The sequence below is a fragment of the Streptomyces sp. NPDC003034 genome, from assembly GCF_053591375.1.
This window is the reverse complement of the sequence record NZ_JBSFTS010000001.1, coordinates 39,209-61,046: the sequence shown is the minus strand read 5'-3', so window position 1 is coordinate 61,046 and position 21,838 is coordinate 39,209. Positions and strand designations below refer to the sequence as shown.

Here is a 21,838-nt window from a genome sequence, read left to right as displayed (position 1 = left end):
CTCCTGTCTGCTGACGATCACGCTGACGATCACCTGGATTGTCGATGTGTCGCTGCCATCACTCAAGCCAGCGTATCGGGTCCCCTTTCGATCACCGAGAGCGCCCGTCCCGTCGCCACCCGCGCACCACCCGAAACACCCCGGTATGTTCTTGAGAGCCCGGTGTCGACTGATGCGTCCTCTGAGGCGATTGGCGGCTGGATCCGATGATCACCCGTACCGATTTCCCCTACGAGACCACCCGCGAGGATGTCCGGATCCCGCTCTCCGATGGCGTGGAGCTGTACGCCCGGATCTGGCGACCGGTGACGGATGAGCCGGTTCCGGCGCTGCTGGAGTACCTCCCGGGCCGCCTGACGGACCGCACCGCGTCGCGCGACCGCCAGCGTCACCCCTGGTACGCGGGGCACGGCTACGCCTCGGTGCGCGTCGACGCGCGCGGCCACGGGTGCAGCGCGGGCCGCCCGGGCGACGGGTACGGCCCCCGGGAGGCGGCCGACGGGGCCGCGGTGGTCGAGTGGCTGGCCGGTCAGCCGTGGTGCACGGGATCGGTGGGCATGTTCGGGCTCTCGTGGGGCGGATTCAACAGCCTGCGCATCGCGGCGCTGGCGCCCGGGCCGCTCAAGGCCGTGGTGACGGTCTGCGCCCCGGACGACCCGTACGACGGCGACGCGCACTACCTGGGCGGCTCCGTGCTGGCGGCGGGCATGCCCGCGCGGGCGGCGAGCCTGCTCGCCTCCGCCGCGCACCCGCCGGACCCGCGGTTCGTCGGCGACGGCTGGCGCGAACGGTGGCTGGACCGGCTGGAGTCGGTCGAACCCCTGATCCACACCTGGCTCTCGCACCAGACGCGGGACGCCTACTGGCGCCGGGGCGGCGTCAGCGAGGACCACGCCGCGATCGGCGCCGCCGTGCTGGCCGTGGGCGGCTGGCACGACCCCTACCGGGACACGGTGCTGCGGCTGATCGAGCACCTGCCGTCCTCGCGGGTACGGGGCCTGATCGGCCCGTGGTCGCACCAGTACCCGGACCGCGGACTGCGGCCGGGCCCGGCGATCGGTTTCCTCCAGGAGACCCTGCGCTGGTGGGACCACTGGCTCAAGGGTCTGGACAACGGCGTGCCGGGCGAGCCGCTGCTGCGCGCCTGGATCAGCGGGTCGCACCGTCCCGCCCCCGTGTACGAGGAGTTGCCGGGCCGCTGGGTCGGGGAGAAGAGCTGGCCGTCGGCTTCCGTCATCCCCGTCCCGTACGGCTTGCAGGGCCCGCCGGTGGCCGTCGCCTCCCCCCAGCACACCGGGGTGGACGCGGGCCGCTTCGCGCCCCTCGGCCAGGACGCCGACCTGCCGCCGGACCAGCGGGAGGAGGACGCCAAGTCCGCCTGTTTCGAGTTCCCGGTCGGCCGCGAGGAATCGGTGGAGATCCTCGGCCGGCCCTCGGTGACCCTGCGGCTGCGCCTCGACGTGCCGTACGGGCAGGTCGTGGCCCGGCTGTGCGACGTGGCCCCGGACGGCGCCTCGACACTGATCACGCGCGGCGCGCTGAACCTCTCCGCCCGGCGGGGGCGGGACCGGGCGCTGCCCTGGCCCGTGGGCGCGTACGAGGACGTCACCTTCGAGCTGCACGGCACCGGCCACGCCTTCGCGCCGGGCCATCGCATCCGCCTCGCCGTGTCCTCCGCCTACTGGCCGTGGATCTGGCCCCGGGCCGGCTCCACGGCGGGCTGGACCCTGGACCCCGCGGGCAGCGCGCTGACCCTGCCGGTCCGTGCCGCGTCCCCGGCCGGGGAGGGCATCGTCTTCGAGCCGCCGGAGCAGGCTCCGCCGCTGGGCGTCGCCCTCGGCGTGGCCGATCTCGGATACAGCCCCGCCACGCTGGACGAACCGCGTCCGCAGCGGCTGGTCGTACGGGATGTCGCGCGCGGGACGTGGCGGCTGGAGGTGGACCCCCGGCCCGGGGGCACGCGGATGTACCCGGACGGCCTGGAGTACGGCGAGGACGCGCTGGACGTCTACGAGATCCAGGAGGCGGACCCGCTGTCGGCCCGCACCCGCTCGGAACGGCGGATCCGGCTGCACCGGCCGGAGCTGTCCTGGGACGCCCGGATCGAAACGCGGTCGGAGGTCTCGTGCGACGAGGGCGGCTTCCTGACGTCGAACGAGGTGATCTGCCGCGAGGGCGACGAGGTCCTCTTCCACCGCACGTGGGAACGCCGCCTCCCGCGCGCCGCCGGCTGAGGGGGCCCGGGTAGGAGGCCCGGGCGCGGCACCTCTGCGGGGGCTCCGCCCCGGACCCGCGCCTCAATCGCCGGCGGGGCTGGAATCTCCGCTGCGCGGCAGTTCGGCCCGCCGGGCGGCATCCGCCGGCGCGGCTCGGCCACACCCGGCCCCGCCGGCGTTTGCGGCGCAGCGGTGCGGGGCGGGCGGAGCCCTGGGATACCGGCGGTCAGCCGAACAGACGCTCCAGGACCACCGCGATGCCGTCGTCCTCGTTCGACAGCGTCAGCTCATCGGCCACCGCGATCAGCTCGCGGTGCGCGTTGGCCATCGCCACGCCCCAGCCCGCCCACGCGAACATCGGGATGTCGTTCGGCATGTCCCCGAAGGCGATGGCCGACTCGGCCGGCAGGCCGAGGACCTCCGCCGCCCGCGCCAGGCCGCTCGCCTTGTCGATGCCCGGCGGCTGGAGCTCCACCGTGTGCTCCCCCGCCATCGTGACGTTCACCAGGTCGCCGACGACCGACCGCGCCACCCGTGTCAGTTCGTCGTCGTCCAGCTCGGGGTGCTGGAGCAGCACCTTGTTGATGGGGGCGGACCACAGGTCGCTCCGCCGCGGGACCCGCACGGTCGGCAGGTGCGGGTGCCACATCCGGTAACCCGGCCCTATCAGCATCTCCGCGTCCGCCCCCTCCTGGTTGACCGCGGCGTAGACCTCGCCGATCTCCGCCTCGATCTTGCCGAGGGCCACTTCGGCCAGCCCCCGGTCCATCGACACGGAGTGCAGCAGGCGTCCGCGCGCCGCGTCGTACACCTGCGCGCCCTGCCCGCACACCGCGAGCCCCGTGTAGCCGAGACCGTCGAGGACGTGGCGTACCTGCGGGACCGGGCGGCCGGTGACGATGATGTGCCGGGCGCCGGCCGTGCGGGCCTTGGCGAGCGCCTGGTGGGAGCGGGCGGAGACGGTGTCTCCGGCGCACAGCAGAGTCCCGTCCAGGTCAGTGGCGATCAAGGCGTGGGGGAGGGCGGAAGTCACGGCGCCAAGGATACGGACCCCTTTGGACAAGTCCTACAAATAGCGCCCCAATCCGGCCTCCCGCGGGCCCCACATGCCACGTAACGTGTCAACCAGCCCCCGGGACACCCCCGGACCGCGTCGAAAGTGAGGCAGTACCCCATGCCCCAGCAGAGCCCCCTCGATGTCCCCGAGGGCGACCCGTTCGGGCCGCACAACCTCCCGTACGGCGTCTTCTCCACCGCGCAGGACCCGGCGCGGCGCCGGATCGGTGTGCGGATCGGCGGGCACGTGCTCGACGCGGGGGCGGCCGCGGCCGCGCTCGGTTCCCCGTACGCGGGCCTGCTCGGGCAGTCCTCGCTCAACCCGCTGCTGGCCGCCGGGCGCACCGCATGGCGCGATGTGCGGCGCGCGCTGACCGCCTGGGTCACCGACCCCGGCCACCGCCCGGCGGTCGAGCCGCACGTGCTGCCGCTGGAGGAGGTCGCGCTGCACCTGCCGTACGAGGTCGCCGATTACGTGGACTTCTACGCGAGCGAGCACCACGCCACCAACGTGGGCCGGATCTTCCGCCCCGACGGGGACGCGCTGACCCCCAACTGGAAGCACCTGCCGATCGGTTACCACGGCCGCTCTGGCACGATCGTGGTCTCCGGGACGGATGTCGTACGGCCCCGCGGACAGCGCAAGGCCCCCACCGACCCGGCGCCCGTCTTCGGGCCGTCCGTCAAGCTCGACATCGAGGCGGAGGTCGGCTTCGTCGTCGGCGTGCCCTCCGAGCTGGGGCGACCGGTGGCGCTGGGCGACTTCGAGGACCACGTCTTCGGTCTCTTCCTGCTCAACGACTGGTCGGCGCGGGACATCCAGGCGTGGGAGTACGTGCCGCTGGGCCCCTTCCTCGGCAAGTCCTTCGCCACCTCCGTCTCCGCGTGGGTCACCCCGCTGGAGGCCCTGGACGCGGCCCGGGTCGCCCCGCCCGCCCGGGACTTGCCCCTGCTGCCGTACCTGGACGACGCCGACAGTGACCGGCCGGGCGGCTTCGACCTGCGCATCTCCGTCGCGATCAACGGGCAGGAGGTGGCACGGCCGCCGTTCGCCTCGATGTACTGGACCGCGGCCCAGCAGCTCGCGCACATGACCGTCAACGGCGCTTCGCTGCGCACCGGTGACGTCTACGGCTCCGGTACGGTCAGCGGCCCGGACACCGACCAGCGCGGTTCGCTGCTGGAGCTGACGTGGAACGGCCGCGACGCCATCGAACTGGCCGACGGCAAGCGCACCTTCCTGGAGGACGGCGACACCGTCACCCTGACCGCATGGGCCCCGGGCCCGCAGGACACCCGAGTGGGCCTCGGCGAGGTCACCGGCCGCATCGTGGGATCCCGCTAGGTCCTGTCTGCGGTGGCCCGAAGGTGTGCGCGTACGCCACCCGGGCGTAGCCGGCGTGCGGCGGGCGGGGCGGCCCCGGATGGTGGACCCAGCGGGACCGGGTAGGGCCGGCCCGTGCGCCGTACCCCACCGCGAGGAGCCGCCATGCCAGCACGCCGCCTGAAGACCGCCCTGACGTGCGCCGCCGCCGCGTCCCTCGCCCTCGCCGTGATGCCCCCGGCCCACTCCGTCGAGGGGCCGGCGCCCGACCCGCGCAACCGGAAGGCCATGCGGGACATGGCGACGGCGCTCGCGGTGACGGCCAAGTACGTGGACGAGAGGCTGGCGATCGCCGACGGGTACGTCCGCCACGGCGAGTGCATGAACAACCCCTTCGGGAAGGGCGCCATGGGCTACCACTACGTCAAGGAGGCCCACTGGGGCTCGACGGACCCCAGCAAGCCCACCGCCCTGGTCTACAGCGCCGAGACGGACCGCCGCGGCCGCCGGCAGCTGCAGGCCGTGGAGTGGATGGTCTCCGACCGCGACCAGGACCTGAAGACCGCGGACGACCGGCCGACGATGTTCGGCCTGCCCTTCGACGGGCCCATGCCAGGCCACTGGGCGGGCATGCCCAAGCACTACGACCTGCACATGTGGGCCTACAAGAAGAACCCGGCCGGCCGCTTCCACAACTGGAACACGGCGCTGACCTGCCCCAAGAAGCCCTCCACCACCACACCCGCCCACCGCCATCACCCGTAAGTGCGGTCTTCGGCCGATGCCCGCCGATAGGCTGGACGGACTCGCGATACTCCGGCTCATGGGAGCACCGATGAACCCGGAATACAGCTGGCCGATCCCGCCTGCGGGCGGCTGGACTGCCGATGACCTGGACACGCTTCCGAATCTGCCTCCGCACACGGAGCTGATCGACGCGAGCCTCGTTTTCGTGAGTCCGCAGACCCGATTCCACACGCTGACGGTCGACTTCTTCACCTGGGAACTGCGCGCTTGGGCCCCTGAAGGGCTGGAAGTCCTCAGGGAGTTCACCATCGACATCGACCGCCGTAACCGTCCGGAGCCGGACGTGATCGTGGTCCCCGTCGAACCCGACGAGGATCCGAACCAGACCCGCCTGCCCGCCGAGTCCGTCCTGCTCGCGATCGAAGTCGTGTCCCCGGAGTCCGTCGACCGCGATCGCGAGACCAAGCCGCTGAAGTACGCCCGGGCCGGGATCCCCCACTACTGGCGCGTCGAGAACAAGGACGGCCGTGCGATCGTCTACGTCTTCGAGCGGGAGCCGGCCACCGGCGCCTACACCAGCACCGGCATCTTCCACGACCGGCTCAAGGTCTCCGTCCCCTTCCCCATCGACCTGGACCTCACCCAGATCATGGCCAGGCGGCGCGGCGCCGAATAACCCCCGGACACGGCGCAGGGCCCGGTCCCCCAGAAGGGAGCCGGGCCCTGCGCCGTGCGGCGGGCCGGGTCAGCGGACGAAGGTGCTCGCCTGGCCCGCCAGGTCCAGGAAGTACTGCGGGGCCACGCCCAGCACCAGGGTGACGGCGACTCCCACCGCGATGGTGGTCATCGTCAGCGGCGACGGGACCGCCACCGTCGGGCCGTCCGCCTTCGGTTCGCTGAAGAACATCAGGACGATCACCCGGATGTAGAAGAACGCGGCGATCGCGGACGAGATGACACCGACCACGACCAGCGCCCCCGCGCCGCCCTCCGCCGCCGCCTTGAACACGGCGAACTTGCCGGCGAAGCCCGAGGTCAGCGGGATGCCGGCGAAGGCCAGCAGGAACACCGCGAAGACGGCGGCGGTGAGCGGCGAACGCCGCCCCAGCCCCGCCCACTTGGACAGGTGCGTCGCCTCGCCGCCCGCGTCCCGCACCAGCGTGACCACCGCGAAGGCGCCGATCGTCACGAAGGAGTAGGCACCGAGGTAGAAGAGGACGGACTTGACCCCCTCCGCCGACGTGGCGATCACACCGGCCAGGATGAAGCCGGCGTGCGCGATCGAGGAGTAGGCCAGCAGTCGCTTGACGTCCGTCTGGGTCACGGCGATCACCGCGCCCGCCAGCATCGTGACGATCGCGACGCCCCACATCACCGGCCGCCAGTCCCACCGCAGCCCCGGCAGGACCACGTACAGCAGCCGCAGCAGCGCGCCGAAGGCCGCGACCTTCGTCGCCGCCGCCATGAAGCCGGTGACCGGGGTCGGGGCGCCCTGGTAGACGTCCGGGGTCCACATGTGGAAGGGCACCGCGCCGACCTTGAAGAGCAGGCCCATGAGGATCAGCGCGCCGCCGATCAGCAGCAGCGCGTCATTGGCCATGGTGGCGGCCAGCGCCGGGTCGACCCGCGCGACGGTGCCGTCGGCCACGTCCGCGATCACGGCGTACGACACCGAGCCCGCGTACCCGTAGAGCAGCGCGATGCCGAAGAGGAGGAAGGCGGAGGAGAAGGAGCCCAGGAGGAAGTACTTGACCGCGGCCTCCTGCGACATCAGCCGCTGGCGGCGGGCGACGGCGCACAGGAGGTACAGCGGGAGGGAGAAGACCTCAAGGGCGATGAACAGCATCAGCAGGTCGTTGGCGGCCGGGAAGATCAGCATCCCGGCGATCGCGAACATCGCCAGCGGGAAGACCTCGGTGGTGGTGAAGCCCGCCTTGACGGCGGCCTTCTCGCTGTCGCTCCCCGGTACGGACGCCGCCTGCGCGGCGAAGGAGTCGACGCGGTTGCCGTGCGCGGCGGGGTCCAGGCGCCGCTCGGCGAAGGTGAAGACCGCGACGATCGAGGCCAGCAGGATGGTGCCCTGCAGGAAGAGCGCCGGGCCGTCCACGGCGATGGCGCCCATCGCCGCGATCTGCGCCTTCGTACTGCCGTATCCGCCGGCCGCGAGGGCGACGACCGCCGCGAAGGCCGAGGCCAGCGCGGCGACGGCGAGGAACACCTGGACGTAATAACGTGCCTTGCGCGGTACGAAGGCCTCGACGAGGACCCCGAGGATCGCCGCGCCCACCACGATCAGCGTGGGCGCGAGTTGCGCGTATTCGATCTGCGGGGCCGGGATCCGGTCGACCGGTCCCTCGGCCGCCAGTGTCAGCAGGCTCTGGGCAGCAGTCACTGCGCTCACTTCGCCGCCTCCCCATTCTTCGCGGGTACGGCCTCAACAGCCACCTCTGGCCTGGGGTCCGTCTGCTTCACGTCCGACATGGTGTGCTTCACCGCCGGGTTGACGATGTCGGTGAGCACCTTCGGGTACACGCCCATCCCGATCAGCAGGGCGACCAGCGGGGCGACCACCAGTACCTCCCGCAGGCGCAGGTCCGGCATCGTGCGGACCTCCTCCTTCACGGGGCCGGTCATGGTGCGCTGGTAGAGCACCAGCGTGTAGAGCGCGGCCAGCACGATGCCGAGGGTGGCGACGATGCCGGCGACCGGGTACCGGGCGAAGGTGCCGACCAGGACCAGGAACTCGCTGACGAAGGGGGCGAGCCCCGGCAGCGAGAGGGTGGCGAGGCCGCCGATGAGGAAGGTGCCCGCCAGGACCGGGGCCACCTTCTGCACCCCGCCGTAGTCGGCGATGAGCCGCGAGCCGCGCCGGGAGATCAGGAAGCCGGCCACCAGCATGAGCGCCGCCGTCGACAGGCCGTGGTTGACCATGTAGAGGGTGGCGCCGGACTGGCCCTGGGAGGTCATCGCGAAGATGCCCAGGATGATGAAGCCGAAGTGCGAGATCGATGCGTAGGCGATCAGCCGCTTGATGTCCCGCTGTCCGACGGCGAGCAGCGCCCCGTAGACGATGCTGACCAGGGCCAGGGTGATGATCACCGGGGTGGCCCACTTGCTGGCCTCCGGGAAGAGCCCGAGGCAGAAGCGGAGCATCGCGAAGGTGCCGACCTTGTCCACGACCGCGGTGATCAGCACGGCGACCGGGGCGGTGGACTCCCCCATCGCGTTCGGCAGCCAGGTGTGCAGCGGCCACAGCGGGGCCTTCACCGCGAAGGCGAAGAAGAAGCCGAGGAACAGCAGCCGCTCGGTGTTGGTCGCCATGTCGAGCGTGCCGGCGGCCCGCGCGGCGGCGATCTCCTGGAGCGAGAAGTTCCCGGCGACGACGTAGAGGCCGATGACGGCGGCCAGCATGATCAGGCCGCCGGCCAGGTTGTAGAGGAGGAACTTGACCGCCGCGTACGAGCGCTGCGTGGCCGCGTTCTCGTCGGACCCGGCATGGGCCCGGTCTCCGAAGCCGCCGATGAGGAAGTACATCGGGATGAGCATGGCTTCGAAGAAGATGTAGAAGAGGAAGACGTCGGTGGCCTCGAAGGAGATGATCACCATCGCCTCGACCAGCAGGATCAGGGCGAAGAAGCCCTGGGTCGGCCGCCACCGGCTCGACTTCCACGTCGCGGAGCCGTCGGCGGGCGTGGCCAGGGGGTCGGCGTCGTGCCAGCCGGCCGCGATCACGAACGGGATGAGCAGCGCGGTGAGCGCGATCAGCGCCACCCCGATGCCGTCGACGCCCAGTTCGTAGCGGACACCGAAGTCGGCGATCCAGGCGTGGGATTCGGTGAGCTGGTAGCGGTCGCCACCGGGCTCGAAGCGGACCGCGACGAGCACGGCCAGGGCCAGGGTCGCCAGCGAGAAGAGCAGGGCGAGCCATTTGGCGGCGGTCCGGCGGGCGGCCGGGACGGCCGCCGTCAGGATCGCGCCGACCGCGGGCAGCGCGGCCGTCACCGTCAGAAGCGGGAAATTCATCTCACACCGCCCTCATCAGCAGGGTCGCGGCGATCAGGATCGCCGTGCCCCCGAACATCGAGACCGCGTAGCTGCGGGCGTAGCCGTTCTGCAGCTTGCGCAGCCGGCCCGAGAGCCCGCCGACCGAGGCGGCCGTCCCGTTGACCACTCCGTCCACCAGGCTGTGGTCGACGTACACGAGCGAGCGGGTCAGGTGCTCCCCGCCGCGCACCAGCACGACGTGGTTGAAGTCGTCCTGGAGCAGGTCCCGCCGGGCGGCCCGGGTGACCCAGCTGCCGCGCGGCGCGAGGACCGGGACGGGCCTGCGCCCGTACATGGCCCAGGCGATGCCGACGCCGACGGCCAGGACGGCCATCGTCGCCAGCGTCACCGTCATGGCGCTGACCGGCGGGTGGCCGTGTTCGTAGCCGGTGACGGGCCGCAGCCAGTTCAGGAACCGGTCGCCGATGCCGAAGAAGCCGCCCGCGAAGACGGAGCCGAAGGCGAGGACGATCATCGGGATGGTCATCGACTTGGGCGACTCGTGCGGGTGCGGCATGCGGTCGGCCGCGGTGCCGGCCGCACCGGCGGCGGAGGCGGCCCGGGTGTCGGCCGCGGGCTCGGCGCCGGGCGTGGTGTCCGCGTCGGGGGCGGGCTGCCAGCGCTTCTCGCCGAAGAAGGTCAGGATCATCACGCGGGTCATGTAGAAGGCGGTGATTCCGGCGCCCAGCAGGGCGACCCCGCCGAGGATCCAGCCCTGGGTGCCGCCCTTGGCGAAGGCGGCCTCGATGATCAGGTCCTTGGAGAAGAAGCCCGACAGGCCGGGGAAGCCGATGATGGCCAGGTAGCCGAGGCCGAAGGTCACGAAGGTGACCGGCATGTAGGTGCGCAGGGCCCCGTACTTGCGCATGTCCACCTCGTCGTTCATCCCGTGCATCACGGAACCGGCGCCGAGGAAGAGGCCGGCCTTGAAGAAGCCGTGCGTCACCAGGTGCATGATCGCGAACACGTAGCCGATCGGGCCGAGGCCCGCGGCCAGGATCATGTAGCCGATCTGCGACATGGTGGAGCCCGCCAGGGCCTTCTTGATGTCGTCCTTCGCGCAACCGACGATCGCACCGAAGAGGAGCGTGACCGCTCCGACGACGACGACGGCGGTCTGCGCGGTGGGCGCCCCGTTGAAGACGGCGCCGGAGCGGACGATCAGGTACACGCCGGCGGTCACCATGGTCGCCGCGTGGATCAGGGCCGAGACGGGGGTCGGGCCCTCCATCGCGTCGCCGAGCCAGGACTGCAGCGGGACCTGCGCCGACTTGCCGCAGGCGGCCAGCAGCAGCATCAGCCCGATCGCGGTCAGCGTGCCTTCCGAGGTCTCGCCCACCGAGGCGAGGACCGGCCCGAAGGCGAAGGTCCCGAAGGTGGTGAACATCAGCATGATGGCGATCGACAGGCCCATGTCGCCGACCCGGTTGACCAGGAAGGCCTTCTTCGCGGCGGTCGCCGCGCTGGGCTTGTGCTGCCAGAAGCCGATGAGCAGGTACGAGGCCAGGCCGACGCCCTCCCAGCCGAGGTACAGCAGCAGGTAGTTGTCCGCGACGACGAGGAGCAGCATCGCGGCCAGGAAGAGGTTGAGGTAGCCGAAGAAGCGGCGGCGGCGCTCGTCGTGCTCCATGTACCCGATCGAGTACACGTGGATGAGCGTGCCCACGCCGGTGATCAGCAGGACGAACGTCATCGACAGCTGGTCCAGCTGGAAGGCGATGTCCGCCTGGAAGCCCTCCACGGGGATCCAGCTGAACAGCCGCTGGTGCAGGGCCCGGTCGTCGGCTCCGCGTCCCAGCATGTCGGTGAAGAGGGCGACGCCGACGCCGAAGGAGGCGGCGGCCAAGAGGGTGCCGAGCCAGTGCCCGGTCTTGTCGAGGCGGCGGCCGCCGCACAGCAGCACCGCCGCTCCGAGCAGCGGCGCTGCCACCAGCAGCGCGATCAGGTTCTCCACAGCGACCCCTTAGAGCTTCATCAGGCTGGCGTCGTCGACCGAGGCCGAGTGGCGGGTACGGAACAGCGACACGATGATCGCGAGGCCCACCACGACCTCCGCGGCGGCGACGACCATCGTGAAGAACGCGATGATCTGGCCGTCGAGATTGCCGTGCATGCGCGAGAAGGCGACGAAGGCGAGGTTGCAGGCGTTGAGCATGAGCTCGACGCACATGAACAGCACGATCGCGTTCTTCCGGATCAGCACGCCGGCCGCGCCGATGGTGAACAGCAGGGCGGCCAGGTACAGGTAGTTGACCGGATTCACTTCGAGGCCTCCTCACGGCCGAGGCGCTCCGAGGACTTCTGCTCCAGCGCCTTGAGGTCCTCCAGGGCCTCGCTGGAGACGTCCCGGATCTGGCCGCGGCCGCGCAGCGTCTTGTTGACCGTCAGTTCGGACGGGCTGCCGTCGGGGAGCAGGCCCGGTACGTCCACCGCGTTGTGCCGGGCGTAGACGCCGGGTGCGGGCAGCGGCGGGAGCTGCACGCCCTCGCGGACGCGCCGCTCGGCCATCTCCCGCTGGGTGGCGGCCCGCTCGGTGCGCTCGCGGTGGGTGAGCACCATCGCGCCGACGGCCGCGGTGATCAGCAGGGCGCCGGTCATCTCGAAGGCGAAGACGTACTTGGTGAAGATCAGCTGGGCCAGGCCCTCGACGTGCCCGGCGGAATTGATCCGTCCGAGCCCGTTGAAGTGGGTGAGCCGGGCGTGGCCGATGCCGGCGATCAGCAGGATGCCGAAGCCGAGCCCGCACAGGACGGCCAGCCAGCGCTGCCCCTTGAGGGTCTCCTTCAGCGAGTCGGCGGCGGTGACGCCGACCAGCATGACCACGAAGAGGAAGAGCATCATGATCGCGCCGGTGTAGACGACGACCTGGACGACGCCCAGGAAGTACGCCCCGTTGGCGAGGTAGAAGACCGCCAGGATGATCATCGTCCCGGCGAGGCTGAGCGCGCTGTGCACGGCCTTCTTCATGAGGATCGTGGCCAGCGCGCCGACGACGGCGACCGTACCGAGGATCCAGAACTGCACGGCCTCACCGGTGGAGGTCAGGGAGGCGGCGATGGCGCTCATGCCCCCACCTCCTCGGAGTGGTCGGCGGCTTCGGCGGTCCGGGCCGTTTCAGCGGTCCGGGCGCTCTCGGTGGTCCGGGCGCTCTCCGTGGTCTCCGTGGCCCCGGCGGTTTCGCCCTTGGACACGGCCACCTGCCGCACCGTGCCCGGCGCGGCTCCCGTGACCAGTCCCCGGTAGTAGTCCTGCTCGTCCGTGCCGGGGAAGATCGAGTGCGGTGCCTCGACCATGCCCTCGGTGAGTCCGGCGAGCAGCTGCTCCTTGGTGTAGATGAGCGACTCGCGGCTGGCGTCGGCCAGTTCGAACTCGTTCGTCATGGTCAGCGCCCGCGTCGGGCAGGCCTCGACGCACAGCCCGCACAGGATGCAGCGGGCGTAGTTGATCTGGTAGACCGCGCCGTAGCGCTCACCCGGGGAGTAGCGCTCCTCGTCGGTGTTGTCCGCGCCCTCCACGTAGATGGCGTCGGCGGGGCAGGCCCAGGCGCACAGTTCGCACCCGATGCACTTCTCCAGACCGTCCGGGTGGCGGTTGAGCTGGTGCCGTCCGTGGAAGCGCGGAGCGGTGGTCTTGTGCTGCTCCGGGTACTGCTCGGTGAGCCGCTTCTTGAACATGGCCTTGAAGGTCACGCCGAAGCCGGCGACGGGGTTCTGCCATTTCTCGTCAGACACCGCTCAACCCTCCTCTCGGTCACTCTCGGTGTTCGTCCCGCCGCTGGGGATCAGCTCCCGCTCCTGGCGGGGACGCCGGCGCGGTACGGGTGCCAGGTGCTGGCCGGGCTTGGGCGGTACGGGGTACCCGCCCGCCATCGGGTCGAAGGGCTCCTCGGCATCGGTCTTGCCGGTCTCCTCGGCCGCCGCCTTCTCCCGCTTGTCCCGGATGACGTCCGCGACCAGGGAGAGCAGCAGGACCGCGACGACCGCGCCCCCGACGTACAGGACGATCTGGCTGAAGTCGTACTGCTCGTTGCGCAGCGCCCGGACGGTGGCGACCATCATCAGCCAGACCAGCGAGACGGGGATCAGGACCTTCCAGCCGATCTTCATCAGCTGGTCGTAGCGCACGCGGGGCAGCGTGCCGCGCAGCCAGATGAAGAAGAACAGCAGCAGCTGGACCTTCAGGACGAACCAGAGCATCGGCCACCAGCCGTGGTTCGCCGCCTCCCAGTACGTCGAGATCGGCGCCGGGGCCCGCCAGCCGCCCAGGAAGAGGGTGACCGAGACGGCCGAGACGGTGACCATGTTGACGTACTCGGCCAGCATGAACAGCGCGAACTTGATGGAGGAGTACTCGGTGTTGAAGCCGCCGACGAGGTCGCCCTCGGACTCCGGCATGTCGAAGGGGGCGCGGTTCGTCTCGCCGACCATCGTGACGATGTAGATGATGAAGGAGACCGGCAGCAGGATGACGTACCAGCGGTCCGCCTGCGCTTCGACGATCGCCGAGGTCGACATCGACCCGGAGTACAGGAAGACCGAGGCGAAGGCGGCGCCCATCGCGATCTCGTACGAGATCATCTGCGCGCAGGAGCGCAGACCGCCGAGGAGCGGGTAGGTCGAGCCGGACGACCAGCCCGCCAGGACGATGCCGTAGATGCCGACCGAGGCCACCGCGAGGATGTAGAGCATCGCGATGGGCAGGTCGGTGAGCTGCATCGTGGTGCGCTGGCCGAAGATGGAGACCTCGTTGCCGGCGGGGCCGAAGGGGATCACCGCGATGGCCATGAAGGCGGGGATCGCCGCGACGATCGGGGCGAGGACGTAGACGACCTTGTCGGCCCGCTTGACGACGATGTCCTCCTTCAGCATCAGCTTGACGCCGTCGGCGAGGGACTGGAGCAGGCCCCAGGGGCCGTGCCGGTTGGGGCCGACGCGCAGCTGCATCCAGGCGACGACCTTGCGCTCCCACACGATGGAGAAGAGCACGGTCACCATCAGGAAGGCGAAGCAGAACACCGCCTTGATGACGACCAGCCACCAGACGTCCCGTCCGAAGAGGGACAGGTCCTCGGCCGCGAGGACGTGCGGCTGCGCCGCGAACTGGGCGAGGTGGGTCACGCTCGCACCTCCCGTGCGGGGGCCGGGGCTGCGCCCGGCCGAAGGGCGTGGGTCCGTGGGGTCACGACTGGGCCTCCGCTGCGTCGCTGTGGGTCCCGCGCCGGGCGGAGGGACCGATCCGGACGAGGGTGCCGGGGAGGGCGCCGGTGTCGGCGAGGACGCCGGAGCCGGTGGAGTTCATCGGGAGCCACACCACCCGGTCCGGCATCTCGGTGATCCGGAGCGGGAGTTCGACGGAGCCGGCCGGTCCGGTGACCGCGAGCACGTCGCCGTTCTTGACCCCGGTCTCGGCGGCCGTGGCGGCCGAGAGCCGGGCGCTCGCCTCGTGCCGGGTGCCGGCCAGGGCGTCGTCACCGTCCTGGAGGCGGCCCTGGTCGAGCAGGAGCCGGTGGCCCGCGAGGACCGCCTCGCCCGCTCCGGGGCGCGGCAGCGGAGCGGTGTCCGCCGCCTGCTCGCCGGCGCGGGCCCCGGCCCACGGGCCGAGCCGGTCGAACTCCCGGCGTACGGCGTGGATGTCGGGCAGTCCGATCGGCCGGTCCGCCGCGTCGGCCAGCATGTGCAGTACGCGGGCGTCCGCGGGGGCGAGCCGGCGGGTCATGTGCTCGGGCTTGAGCGCCGCCTCGAACGGGCGGACCCTGCCCTCCCAGTTGATGAAGGCGCCCGGCTTCTCCGCCACGGCGGCGACCGGCAGGACCACGTCCGCGTGGTCGGTGACCTCGCTGGGCCGCAGTTCCAGGGAGACCACGAAGGCCTCCTCCAGGGCGATCCGCGCGCGGGCCGGATCCGGCAGGTCGGTGACCTCGACGCCCGCGACCAGCAGGGCCGACAGCTCCCGCCCGGCGGCGGCTTCGAGGATCTGGCCGGTGTCGCGACCGTAGCGGTGCGGCAGCTCGTCCAGCCCCCAGGCGGTGGCGACCTCCTCGCGGGCCCGCGGGTCGGTGGCGGGGCGTCCGCCGGGCAGCAGGGACGGCAGCGCGCCCGCCTCGACGGCGGCCCGCTCACCGGCCCGGCGCGGGATCCACACCAGCTTCGCCCCGGTCGCGGCGGCGGCCCGTACGGCCGCGGTCAGCGCACCGGGCACCGCGGCGAGGCGCTCCCCGACGACGATGACCGCGCCGGCGGCGCGCAGCGCGTCGGCGGCGGCCTGGCCGCCCTCCTCCAGCCCGGTCCGGGTGGCGAGGGCGTCCAGCCACTGCGGCTCGGTGCCGGGAGCGGCGGCCAGCAGGGTGCCGCCCGCCTTCTCCAGGCCGCGGGTGGCGAAGGGGGCGATGGCGAAGGTCCGCTGCTTGTGCTTGCGGTGGGCCTTGCGCAGCCGCAGGAAGACCCCGGGGGCCTCCTCCTCCGCCTCGATGCCGGCCAGCAGCACGGTGGGCGCCGCCTCCAGCGAGGTGTACGTGACCCCCTGGCCGTCGAGGTCCTTGCCGGTGCCGGCGACGGAGGCGGCCAGGAAATCGGCCTCCTCGGCGCTGTGCGGGCGGGCGCGGAAGTCGATGTCGTTGGTGTCGAGGACCACCCGGGCGAACTTGGCGTAGGCGTAGGCGTCCTCGACGGTGAGCCGGCCTCCGGTCAGCACCCCGGCCCGGCCGCGCGCGGCGGCGAGTCCGGCCGCGGCGGCCGCCAGGGCCTCGGGCCAGCTGGCGGGCTCCAGGACCCCGGCCGCGTTGCGTACGAGCGGGGTGGTCAGCCGGTCCGGGCGCTGCGCGTAGCGGAATCCGAAGCGGCCCTTGTCGCAGATCCACTCCTCGTTGACCTCGGGGTCCTCCGCGGCCAGCCGGCGCAGCACCTTGCCGCGGCGGTGGTCGGTCCGGGTGGCGCAGCCACCCGCGCAGTGCTCGCACACGCTCGGGGAGGAGACGAGGTCGAAGGGGCGGGAGCGGAACCGGTAGGCGGCCGAGGTGAGGGCGCCGACCGGGCAGATCTGGATGGTGTTGCCGGAGAAGTACGACTCGAAGGGATCGCCCGAGCCGATGCCGACCTGCTGGAGCGCGCCGCGCTCCAGCAGCTCGATCATCGGGTCGCCGGCCACCTGGTTGGAGAAGCGGGTGCAGCGCGCGCAGAGCACGCACCGCTCGCGGTCCAGGAGCACCTGCGTGGAGATGGGCACCGGCTTCTCGTACGTCCGCTTGAGTCCCTCGAAACGGGACTCGGCGTTGCCGTGCGACATCGCCTGGTTCTGCAGCGGGCACTCGCCGCCCTTGTCGCAGACCGGGCAGTCCAGGGGGTGGTTGATGAGCAGGAGCTCCATCACGCCCCGCTGGGCCTTGTCGGCGACCTCGGAGGTGAGCTGCGTCTTGACGACCATGCCGTCGGTGCAGGTGATGGTGCAGGAGGCCATCGGCTTGCGCTGGCCCTCTACCTCGACGATGCACTGGCGGCAGGCGCCGACGGGGTCGAGGAGGGGGTGGTCGCAGAACCGGGGGATCTCGATGCCGAGCTGCTCGGCGGCGCGGATGACGAGGGTGCCCTTGGGCACCGAGAGCTCGGCTCCGTCGATCGTCAGGGTGATGAGGTCCTCCGGGGGCACCGCGGCCTCGCCGCCGCCCGCAGGGGCGTTACTGGTGACGGTCATGCGTTCACCTCCGTGTCAGCCCAGAGGGTCGACTTGCTGGGGTCGAAGGGGCAGCCCTTGCCCGTGATGTGCTGCTCGTACTCCTCGCGGAAGTACTTGAGCGAGGAGAAGATCGGGCTGGCCGCGCCGTCGCCGAGTGCGCAGAAGGACTTGCCGTTGATGTTGTCGGCGATGTCGTTCAGCTTGTCGAGGTCGGACATGACGCCGCCGCCGGCCTCGATCCGCTGGAGCAACTGGACGAGCCAGTACGTCCCTTCGCGGCAGGGTGTGCACTTGCCGCAGGACTCGTGGGCGTAGAACTCGGTCCACCGGGTGACGGCCCGCACCACGCAGGTCGTCTCGTCGAAGCACTGGAGCGCCTTCGTGCCGAGCATCGAGCCCGCCGCGCCCACGCCCTCGTAGTCGAGCGGGACGTCCAGGTGCTCGTCCGTGAACATCGGGGTGGAGGAGCCGCCGGGGGTCCAGAACTTCAGCCGGTGGCCGGGCCGCATGCCGCCGCTCATGTCGAGCAGCTGGCGCAGGGTGATGCCCAGGGGGGCCTCGTACTGGCCGGGGCCGGCGACGTGCCCGGAGAGCGAGTACAGCGTGAAGCCGGGGGACTTCTCCGTCCCCATCGACTTGAACCAGTCCTTGCCCCGGTGCAGGATCGCGGGAACCGAGGCGATGGACTCCACGTTGTTCACGACGGTGGGGCACGCGTAGAGCCCCTCGACGGCAGGGAAGGGGGGACGCAGCCGGGGCTGACCGCGCCGGCCTTCGAGGGAGTCGAGCAGCGCCGTCTCCTCGCCGCAGATGTACGCGCCCGCTCCCGCGTGCACCGTGATGTCGAGGTCGAGCCCGCTGCCCAGGATGTCCTTGCCGAGGTAGCCGGCCTCGTACGCCTCGCGCACCGCCTCGTGCAGGCGCCGCAGGACCGGCACGACCTCGCCGCGCAGGTAGATGAAGGCGTGCTGCGAGCGGATCGCGTAGCAGGCGATGATCATTCCCTCGATGAGGGAGTGCGGGTTGGCGAAGAGGAGGGGGATGTCCTTGCAGGTCCCCGGCTCCGACTCGTCCGCGTTCACGACGAGGTAGTGCGGCTTTCCGTCGCCCTGCGGGATGAACTGCCACTTCATTCCGGTGGGGAAGCCCGCGCCGCCGCGGCCGCGCAGACCCGAGTCCTTCACGTAGGCGATCAGGTCGTCGGGGGTCATCGCGAGCGCCTTGCGCAGGCCCTCGTACCCGTCGTGGCGCCGGTAGGTCTCCAGCGTCCACGACCGCGGTTCGTCCCAGAACGCCGTCAGGACGGGGGCGAGGAGCTTCTCCGGGCTGGTCCCTCCCCCGGCCTCGGGCTGGGAGGTGTCCCCGCGGCTTTCCTTCGGAGTCGACACGGTCATCACTTCCCTCCCTCGGTGCTGGTCTCGCCGCGCGGGTGGACGATGCTGGTGTGCGGGGATTCGCCGCGGGCGATGCGCAGCCCGATCAGGGAGGCGGGGCCGGCGCCGCCGGTGGCCTCGACCGCGCCCTCGCGCTCGTCGGGGAAGCCCGCCAGGATGCGGGCGGTCTCCTTGTACGTGCACAGCGGCGCGCCCCGGGTGGGCTCCACGGGGCGGCCGGCCAGCAGGTCGTCCACCAGGGCCTTGGCGGAGTCGGGGGTCTGGTTGTCGAAGAACTCCCAGTTGACCATCACCACGGGGGCGAAGTCGCAGGCCGCGTTGCACTCGATGTGCTCCAGCGTGACCTTGCCGTCGGGGGTGGTCCCGTGGTTGGCGACCCCGAGGTGCTGCTTGAGCTCCTCGAAGATGGCGTCGCCGCCCATCACCGCGCACAGGGTGTTCGTGCAGACGCCGACCTGGTAGTCGCCGGAGGGCCCCCGCCGGTACATCGAGTAGAAGGTCGACACGGCGGTGACCTCGGCGGTGGTCAGGCCCAGTACCTCGGCGCAGAAGCGGATGCCGGTGCGCGAGACGTAACCCTCCTCGGCCTGGCACAGGTGCAGCAGCGGGAGCAGGGCGCTGCGGCTGTCGGGATAGCGGGCGATGACCTCCGCGGCGTCGGCTTCCAGCCGCGCCCGGACCTCCGCGGGGAAGTCCGGGGCGGGCAGCTGGGGCATGCCCAGGGACACGGACACGGGCGGTTCGGGGGTCTCCCCCCGGGAAGACACGGTCGTCATCGGTCGACGCCTCCCATCACGGGGTCGATGGAGGCGACGGCGACGATGACGTCGGCGACCTGGCCGCCCTCGCACATCGCTGCCATGGCCTGCAGGTTGGTGAAGGACGGGTCGCGGAAGTGGACCCGGAAGGGGCGGGTGCCGCCGTCGGAGACGACGTGGGCGCCGAGCTCGCCCCGGGGCGATTCGACCGCCGCGTACGCCTGCCCGGGCGGGACCCGGAAGCCCTCGGTCACCAGCTTGAAGTGGTGGATGAGGGCCTCCATGGAGGTGCCCATGATCTTCCTGATGTGGTCGAGCGAGTTGCCGAGCCCGTCGGGGCCCATCGCGAGCTGCGCCGGCCAGGCGATCTTCTTGTCGGCGACCATGACCGGGCCGGGCTCCAGCCGTTCCAGGCACTGTTCGACGATCCGCAGCGACTGGCGCATCTCCTCCAGGCGGATGAGGAAGCGCCCGTACGAGTCGCAGGTGTCGGTGGTCGGCACGTCGAACTCGTAGTTCTCGTACCCGCAGTACGGGTCCGTCTTGCGCAGGTCGTGCGGCAGGCCGGCGGAGCGCAGGACCGGGCCGGTGGCGCCGAGCGCCACGCAGCCGGTGAGGTCGAGGTAGCCGACGTCCTGCATGCGGGCCTTGAAGATGGGGTTGCCGGTGGCGAGCTTGTCGTATTCCGGCAGGTTCTTCTTCATGGTCCGCACGAAGGCGTGCAGCTGGTCGACGGCGCCCGGCGGGAGGTCCTGGGCGAGGCCGCCGGGGCGGATGAACGCGTGGTTCATCCGCAGTCCGGTGATCAGCTCGAAGATGTCGAGGATCAGCTCGCGGTCGCGGAAGCCGTAGATCATGATCGTCGTCGCGCCCAGCTCCATGCCACCGGTGGCGATGCACACCAGGTGGGAGGAGAGCCGGTTGAGCTCCATCAGCAGTACGCGGATGACGGTGGCGCGGTCGGGGATCTGGTCGGTGATGCCGAGCAGCCTCTCGACGCCCAGGCAGTACGCCGTCTCGTTGAAGAACGGCGTCAGGTAGTCCATGCGCGTGACGAAGGTGGTGCCCTGGGTCCAGTTGCGGTATTCGAGGTTCTTCTCGATGCCGGTGTGCAGGTAGCCGATGCCGCAGCGGGCCTCGGTGACCGTCTCGCCGTCGATCTCCAGGATCAGGCGGAGCACTCCGTGCGTGGACGGGTGCTGCGGGCCCATGTTGACGACGATCCGCTCGTCGTCGGCGCGGGCCGCGGACTGGACGATCTCGTCCCAGTCGCCGCCGGTGACGGTGTAGACGGTGCCTTCGGTGGTCTCGCGCGCGGCGGCGTGGTGTGACGTGGACATCAGCTGTACGACCTCCGCTGGTCGGGAGCCGGGATCTGGGCGCCCTTGTATTCGATGGGGATGCCGCCGAGCGGGTAGTCCTTGCGCTGCGGGAAGCCCTGCCAGTCGTCCGGCATCATGATCCGGGTGAGGGCCGGGTGCCCGTCGAAGATCAGCCCGAAGAAGTCGTACGCCTCCCGCTCGTGCCAGTCGTTGGCCGGGTAGACCCCGACGAGCGAGGGGAGGTGCCGGTCGCTGTCCGGGACGGAGACCTCCAGCCGCACGATCCGCCCGTGGGTGAGCGAGCGCAGGTGGTAGACGGCGTGCAGCTCGCGGCCGGTGTCCTGCGGGTAGTGCACTCCGGAGACGCCGGTGCACAGCTCAAAGCGCAGGGCCGGGTCGTCGCGCAGCGTGGAGGCCACGCGGACGAGGTGCTCGCGGGCGATGTGGAAGGTCAGCTCCCCCCGGTCGACCACCGTCCGCTCGATGGCGTTGCCCGGGATGAGGTCCTGCTCCTCCAGCGCGCCTTCGAGCTCGTCGGCCACCTCGTCGAAGTAGGAGCCGTACGGACGGAAGCTGGCACCGGGCAGGCGTACGGAGCGTACGAGGCCGCCGTATCCGGAGGTGTCGCCGCCGCTCTGCGCGCCGAACATGCCGCGCTGGCGGCGGATCTCCTCGCCGAGGTCTCCGCGCTGACCGGGCAGGTTCTGCGCGCTGAGTTCCCGGTCGGGGTTGGGTTCACGGGTCTCGCTCACCGGAGCAGCCCCTTCATCTCGATGATGGGGAGGGCCTTGAGGGCCGCCTCCTCCGCCTCACGGGCGGCCTCTTCCCGGTTCACGCCGAGCTTCGAGCCCTGGATCTTCTGGTGGAGCTTGAGGATCGAGTCCATCAGCATCTCGGGGCGCGGCGGGCAGCCGGGCAGGTAGATGTCCACGGGGACGATGTGATCGACGCCCTGGACGATCGCGTAGTTGTTGAACATGCCGCCCGAAGACGCGCAGACCCCCATGGAGATGACCCACTTGGGAGCGGGCATCTGGTCATAGACCTGCCGCAGTACGGGCGCCATCTTCTGGCTGACCCGGCCGGCCACGATCATCAGATCGGCCTGGCGCGGGGAGCCGCGGAACACCTCCATGCCGAAGCGGGCCAGGTCGTAGCGGCCGGCGCCGGTGGTCATCATCTCGATGGCGCAGCAGGCGAGGCCGAAGGTCGCGGGGAAGACGGATGACTTGCGCACCCAGCCCGCGGCCTGTTCGACGGTGGTCAGCAGAAAGCCGCTCGGCAGCTTCTCTTCCAGTCCCATGGGAAT

Annotated in this window: 18 protein-coding genes; 4 read left to right on the top strand and 14 right to left on the bottom strand. The window is 71.1% G+C overall.

All coding sequences use genetic code 11. The annotated features are described in order from the left end of the window. Positions 1-206 precede the first annotated feature (206 nt). Positions 207-2,234 carry a CocE/NonD family hydrolase gene (locus ACWDX7_RS00290; protein WP_451489011.1) on the top strand — a complete coding sequence of 676 codons (2,028 nt, stop codon included), beginning with the start codon at positions 207-209 and terminating at the stop codon, positions 2,232-2,234. 208 nt (positions 2,235-2,442) lie between these two features. On the opposite strand, the gene ACWDX7_RS00285 is transcribed toward ACWDX7_RS00290, so the two are convergent. Continuing rightward, entirely contained in the window at positions 2,443-3,249 is an 807-nt protein-coding gene (locus ACWDX7_RS00285; protein WP_451489012.1) for a Cof-type HAD-IIB family hydrolase, read from the bottom strand. Positions 3,250-3,390: 141 nt separating this feature from the next. On the opposite strand from ACWDX7_RS00285, the gene fahA reads away from it, so the two are divergent. The 3 genes from fahA (at position 3,391) to ACWDX7_RS00270 (ending at position 6,019) form a co-directional block, all read left to right on the top strand. Then, positions 3,391-4,617, top strand: a complete 1,227-nt coding sequence (gene fahA / locus ACWDX7_RS00280) for a fumarylacetoacetase (RefSeq protein WP_451489013.1) — start codon at positions 3,391-3,393, stop codon at positions 4,615-4,617. Positions 4,618-4,761: 144 nt separating this feature from the next. Next, entirely contained in the window at positions 4,762-5,361 is a 600-nt protein-coding gene (locus ACWDX7_RS00275) for a hypothetical protein (protein ID WP_451489014.1), read from the top strand. 58 nt (positions 5,362-5,419) lie between these two features. Beyond that, on the top strand, positions 5,420-6,019 hold the full coding sequence (locus ACWDX7_RS00270; protein ID WP_451489015.1) for a Uma2 family endonuclease: 600 nt from the start codon (positions 5,420-5,422) through the stop codon (positions 6,017-6,019). 69 nt (positions 6,020-6,088) lie between these two features. Here ACWDX7_RS00270 and nuoN read toward each other — a convergent pair whose 3' ends face one another. From nuoN to ACWDX7_RS00205, 13 genes are all read right to left on the bottom strand, one after another. Next, on the bottom strand, positions 6,089-7,735 hold the full coding sequence (nuoN, locus tag ACWDX7_RS00265) for an NADH-quinone oxidoreductase subunit NuoN (RefSeq protein ID WP_451489155.1): 1,647 nt from the start codon (positions 7,733-7,735) through the stop codon (positions 6,089-6,091). 5 nt (positions 7,736-7,740) lie between these two features. Continuing rightward, on the bottom strand, positions 7,741-9,366 hold the full coding sequence (locus tag ACWDX7_RS00260; protein ID WP_451489016.1) for an NADH-quinone oxidoreductase subunit M: 1,626 nt from the start codon (positions 9,364-9,366) through the stop codon (positions 7,741-7,743). Position 9,367: 1 nt separating this feature from the next. After that, positions 9,368-11,341, bottom strand: coding sequence for an NADH-quinone oxidoreductase subunit L (gene nuoL / locus ACWDX7_RS00255; protein ID WP_451489017.1), 1,974 nt, complete (start codon positions 11,339-11,341; stop codon positions 9,368-9,370). 9 nt (positions 11,342-11,350) lie between these two features. Beyond that, entirely contained in the window at positions 11,351-11,650 is a 300-nt protein-coding gene (gene nuoK / locus ACWDX7_RS00250; protein ID WP_030864698.1) for an NADH-quinone oxidoreductase subunit NuoK, read from the bottom strand. Beyond that, positions 11,647-12,453: an NADH-quinone oxidoreductase subunit J gene (locus ACWDX7_RS00245; protein ID WP_451489018.1), complete on the bottom strand. Its 807-nt coding sequence runs from the start codon at positions 12,451-12,453 to the stop codon at positions 11,647-11,649. Before ACWDX7_RS00245 ends, nuoK begins: the two co-directional genes overlap by 4 nt. After that, positions 12,450-13,061, bottom strand: coding sequence for an NADH-quinone oxidoreductase subunit NuoI (gene nuoI, locus ACWDX7_RS00240; RefSeq protein WP_451489156.1), 612 nt, complete (start codon positions 13,059-13,061; stop codon positions 12,450-12,452). Before nuoI ends, ACWDX7_RS00245 begins: the two co-directional genes overlap by 4 nt. A gap of 60 nt (positions 13,062-13,121) precedes the next feature. Then, complete coding sequence (nuoH, locus tag ACWDX7_RS00235; RefSeq protein WP_451489019.1) at positions 13,122-14,504, bottom strand: NADH-quinone oxidoreductase subunit NuoH; 1,383 nt, start codon at positions 14,502-14,504, stop codon at positions 13,122-13,124. 61 nt (positions 14,505-14,565) lie between these two features. Beyond that, positions 14,566-17,073, bottom strand: coding sequence for an NADH-quinone oxidoreductase subunit G (locus ACWDX7_RS00230; RefSeq protein ID WP_451489020.1), 2,508 nt, complete (start codon positions 17,071-17,073; stop codon positions 14,566-14,568). Next, on the bottom strand, positions 17,070-18,449 hold the full coding sequence (nuoF, locus tag ACWDX7_RS00225; protein ID WP_451489021.1) for an NADH-quinone oxidoreductase subunit NuoF: 1,380 nt from the start codon (positions 18,447-18,449) through the stop codon (positions 17,070-17,072). The genes ACWDX7_RS00230 and nuoF overlap by 4 nt, the downstream gene beginning before the upstream one ends. Continuing rightward, on the bottom strand, positions 18,449-19,225 hold the full coding sequence (gene nuoE / locus ACWDX7_RS00220; protein WP_451489022.1) for an NADH-quinone oxidoreductase subunit NuoE: 777 nt from the start codon (positions 19,223-19,225) through the stop codon (positions 18,449-18,451). Before nuoE ends, nuoF begins: the two co-directional genes overlap by 1 nt. Beyond that, positions 19,222-20,547 (bottom strand): NADH-quinone oxidoreductase subunit D, encoded by a 1,326-nt coding sequence (locus ACWDX7_RS00215; RefSeq protein ID WP_451489023.1) that lies wholly within the window; start codon positions 20,545-20,547, stop codon positions 19,222-19,224. The genes nuoE and ACWDX7_RS00215 overlap by 4 nt, the downstream gene beginning before the upstream one ends. Beyond that, positions 20,547-21,281 (bottom strand): NADH-quinone oxidoreductase subunit C, encoded by a 735-nt coding sequence (locus tag ACWDX7_RS00210; protein ID WP_451489024.1) that lies wholly within the window; start codon positions 21,279-21,281, stop codon positions 20,547-20,549. The genes ACWDX7_RS00215 and ACWDX7_RS00210 overlap by 1 nt, the downstream gene beginning before the upstream one ends. Next, complete coding sequence (locus ACWDX7_RS00205; protein WP_451489025.1) at positions 21,278-21,832, bottom strand: NuoB/complex I 20 kDa subunit family protein; 555 nt, start codon at positions 21,830-21,832, stop codon at positions 21,278-21,280. Before ACWDX7_RS00205 ends, ACWDX7_RS00210 begins: the two co-directional genes overlap by 4 nt. Between the last annotated feature and the right edge of the window lie 6 nt (positions 21,833-21,838).

Excerpts from the sequence above, each read along its gene's own strand:
- ACWDX7_RS00290 (WP_451489011.1), top strand. The coding sequence starts at position 207 with ATGATCACCCGTACCGATTTCCCCTACGAGACCACCCGCGAGGATGTC.
- fahA (WP_451489013.1), top strand. The coding sequence starts at position 3,391 with ATGCCCCAGCAGAGCCCCCTCGATGTCCCCGAGGGCGACCCGTTCGGG.
- ACWDX7_RS00275 (WP_451489014.1), top strand. The coding sequence starts at position 4,762 with ATGCCAGCACGCCGCCTGAAGACCGCCCTGACGTGCGCCGCCGCCGCG.
- ACWDX7_RS00270 (WP_451489015.1), top strand. The coding sequence starts at position 5,420 with ATGGGAGCACCGATGAACCCGGAATACAGCTGGCCGATCCCGCCTGCG.
- ACWDX7_RS00260 (WP_451489016.1), bottom strand. The coding sequence starts at position 9,366 with ATGAATTTCCCGCTTCTGACGGTGACGGCCGCGCTGCCCGCGGTCGGC.
- ACWDX7_RS00245 (WP_451489018.1), bottom strand. The coding sequence starts at position 12,453 with ATGAGCGCCATCGCCGCCTCCCTGACCTCCACCGGTGAGGCCGTGCAG.
- nuoI (WP_451489156.1), bottom strand. The coding sequence starts at position 13,061 with ATGTTCAAGAAGCGGCTCACCGAGCAGTACCCGGAGCAGCACAAGACC.
- ACWDX7_RS00230 (WP_451489020.1), bottom strand. The coding sequence starts at position 17,073 with ATGACCGTCACCAGTAACGCCCCTGCGGGCGGCGGCGAGGCCGCGGTG.
- nuoF (WP_451489021.1), bottom strand. The coding sequence starts at position 18,449 with ATGACCGTGTCGACTCCGAAGGAAAGCCGCGGGGACACCTCCCAGCCC.
- nuoE (WP_451489022.1), bottom strand. The coding sequence starts at position 19,225 with ATGACGACCGTGTCTTCCCGGGGGGAGACCCCCGAACCGCCCGTGTCC.
- ACWDX7_RS00215 (WP_451489023.1), bottom strand. The coding sequence starts at position 20,547 with ATGTCCACGTCACACCACGCCGCCGCGCGCGAGACCACCGAAGGCACC.
- ACWDX7_RS00205 (WP_451489025.1), bottom strand. The coding sequence starts at position 21,832 with ATGGGACTGGAAGAGAAGCTGCCGAGCGGCTTTCTGCTGACCACCGTC.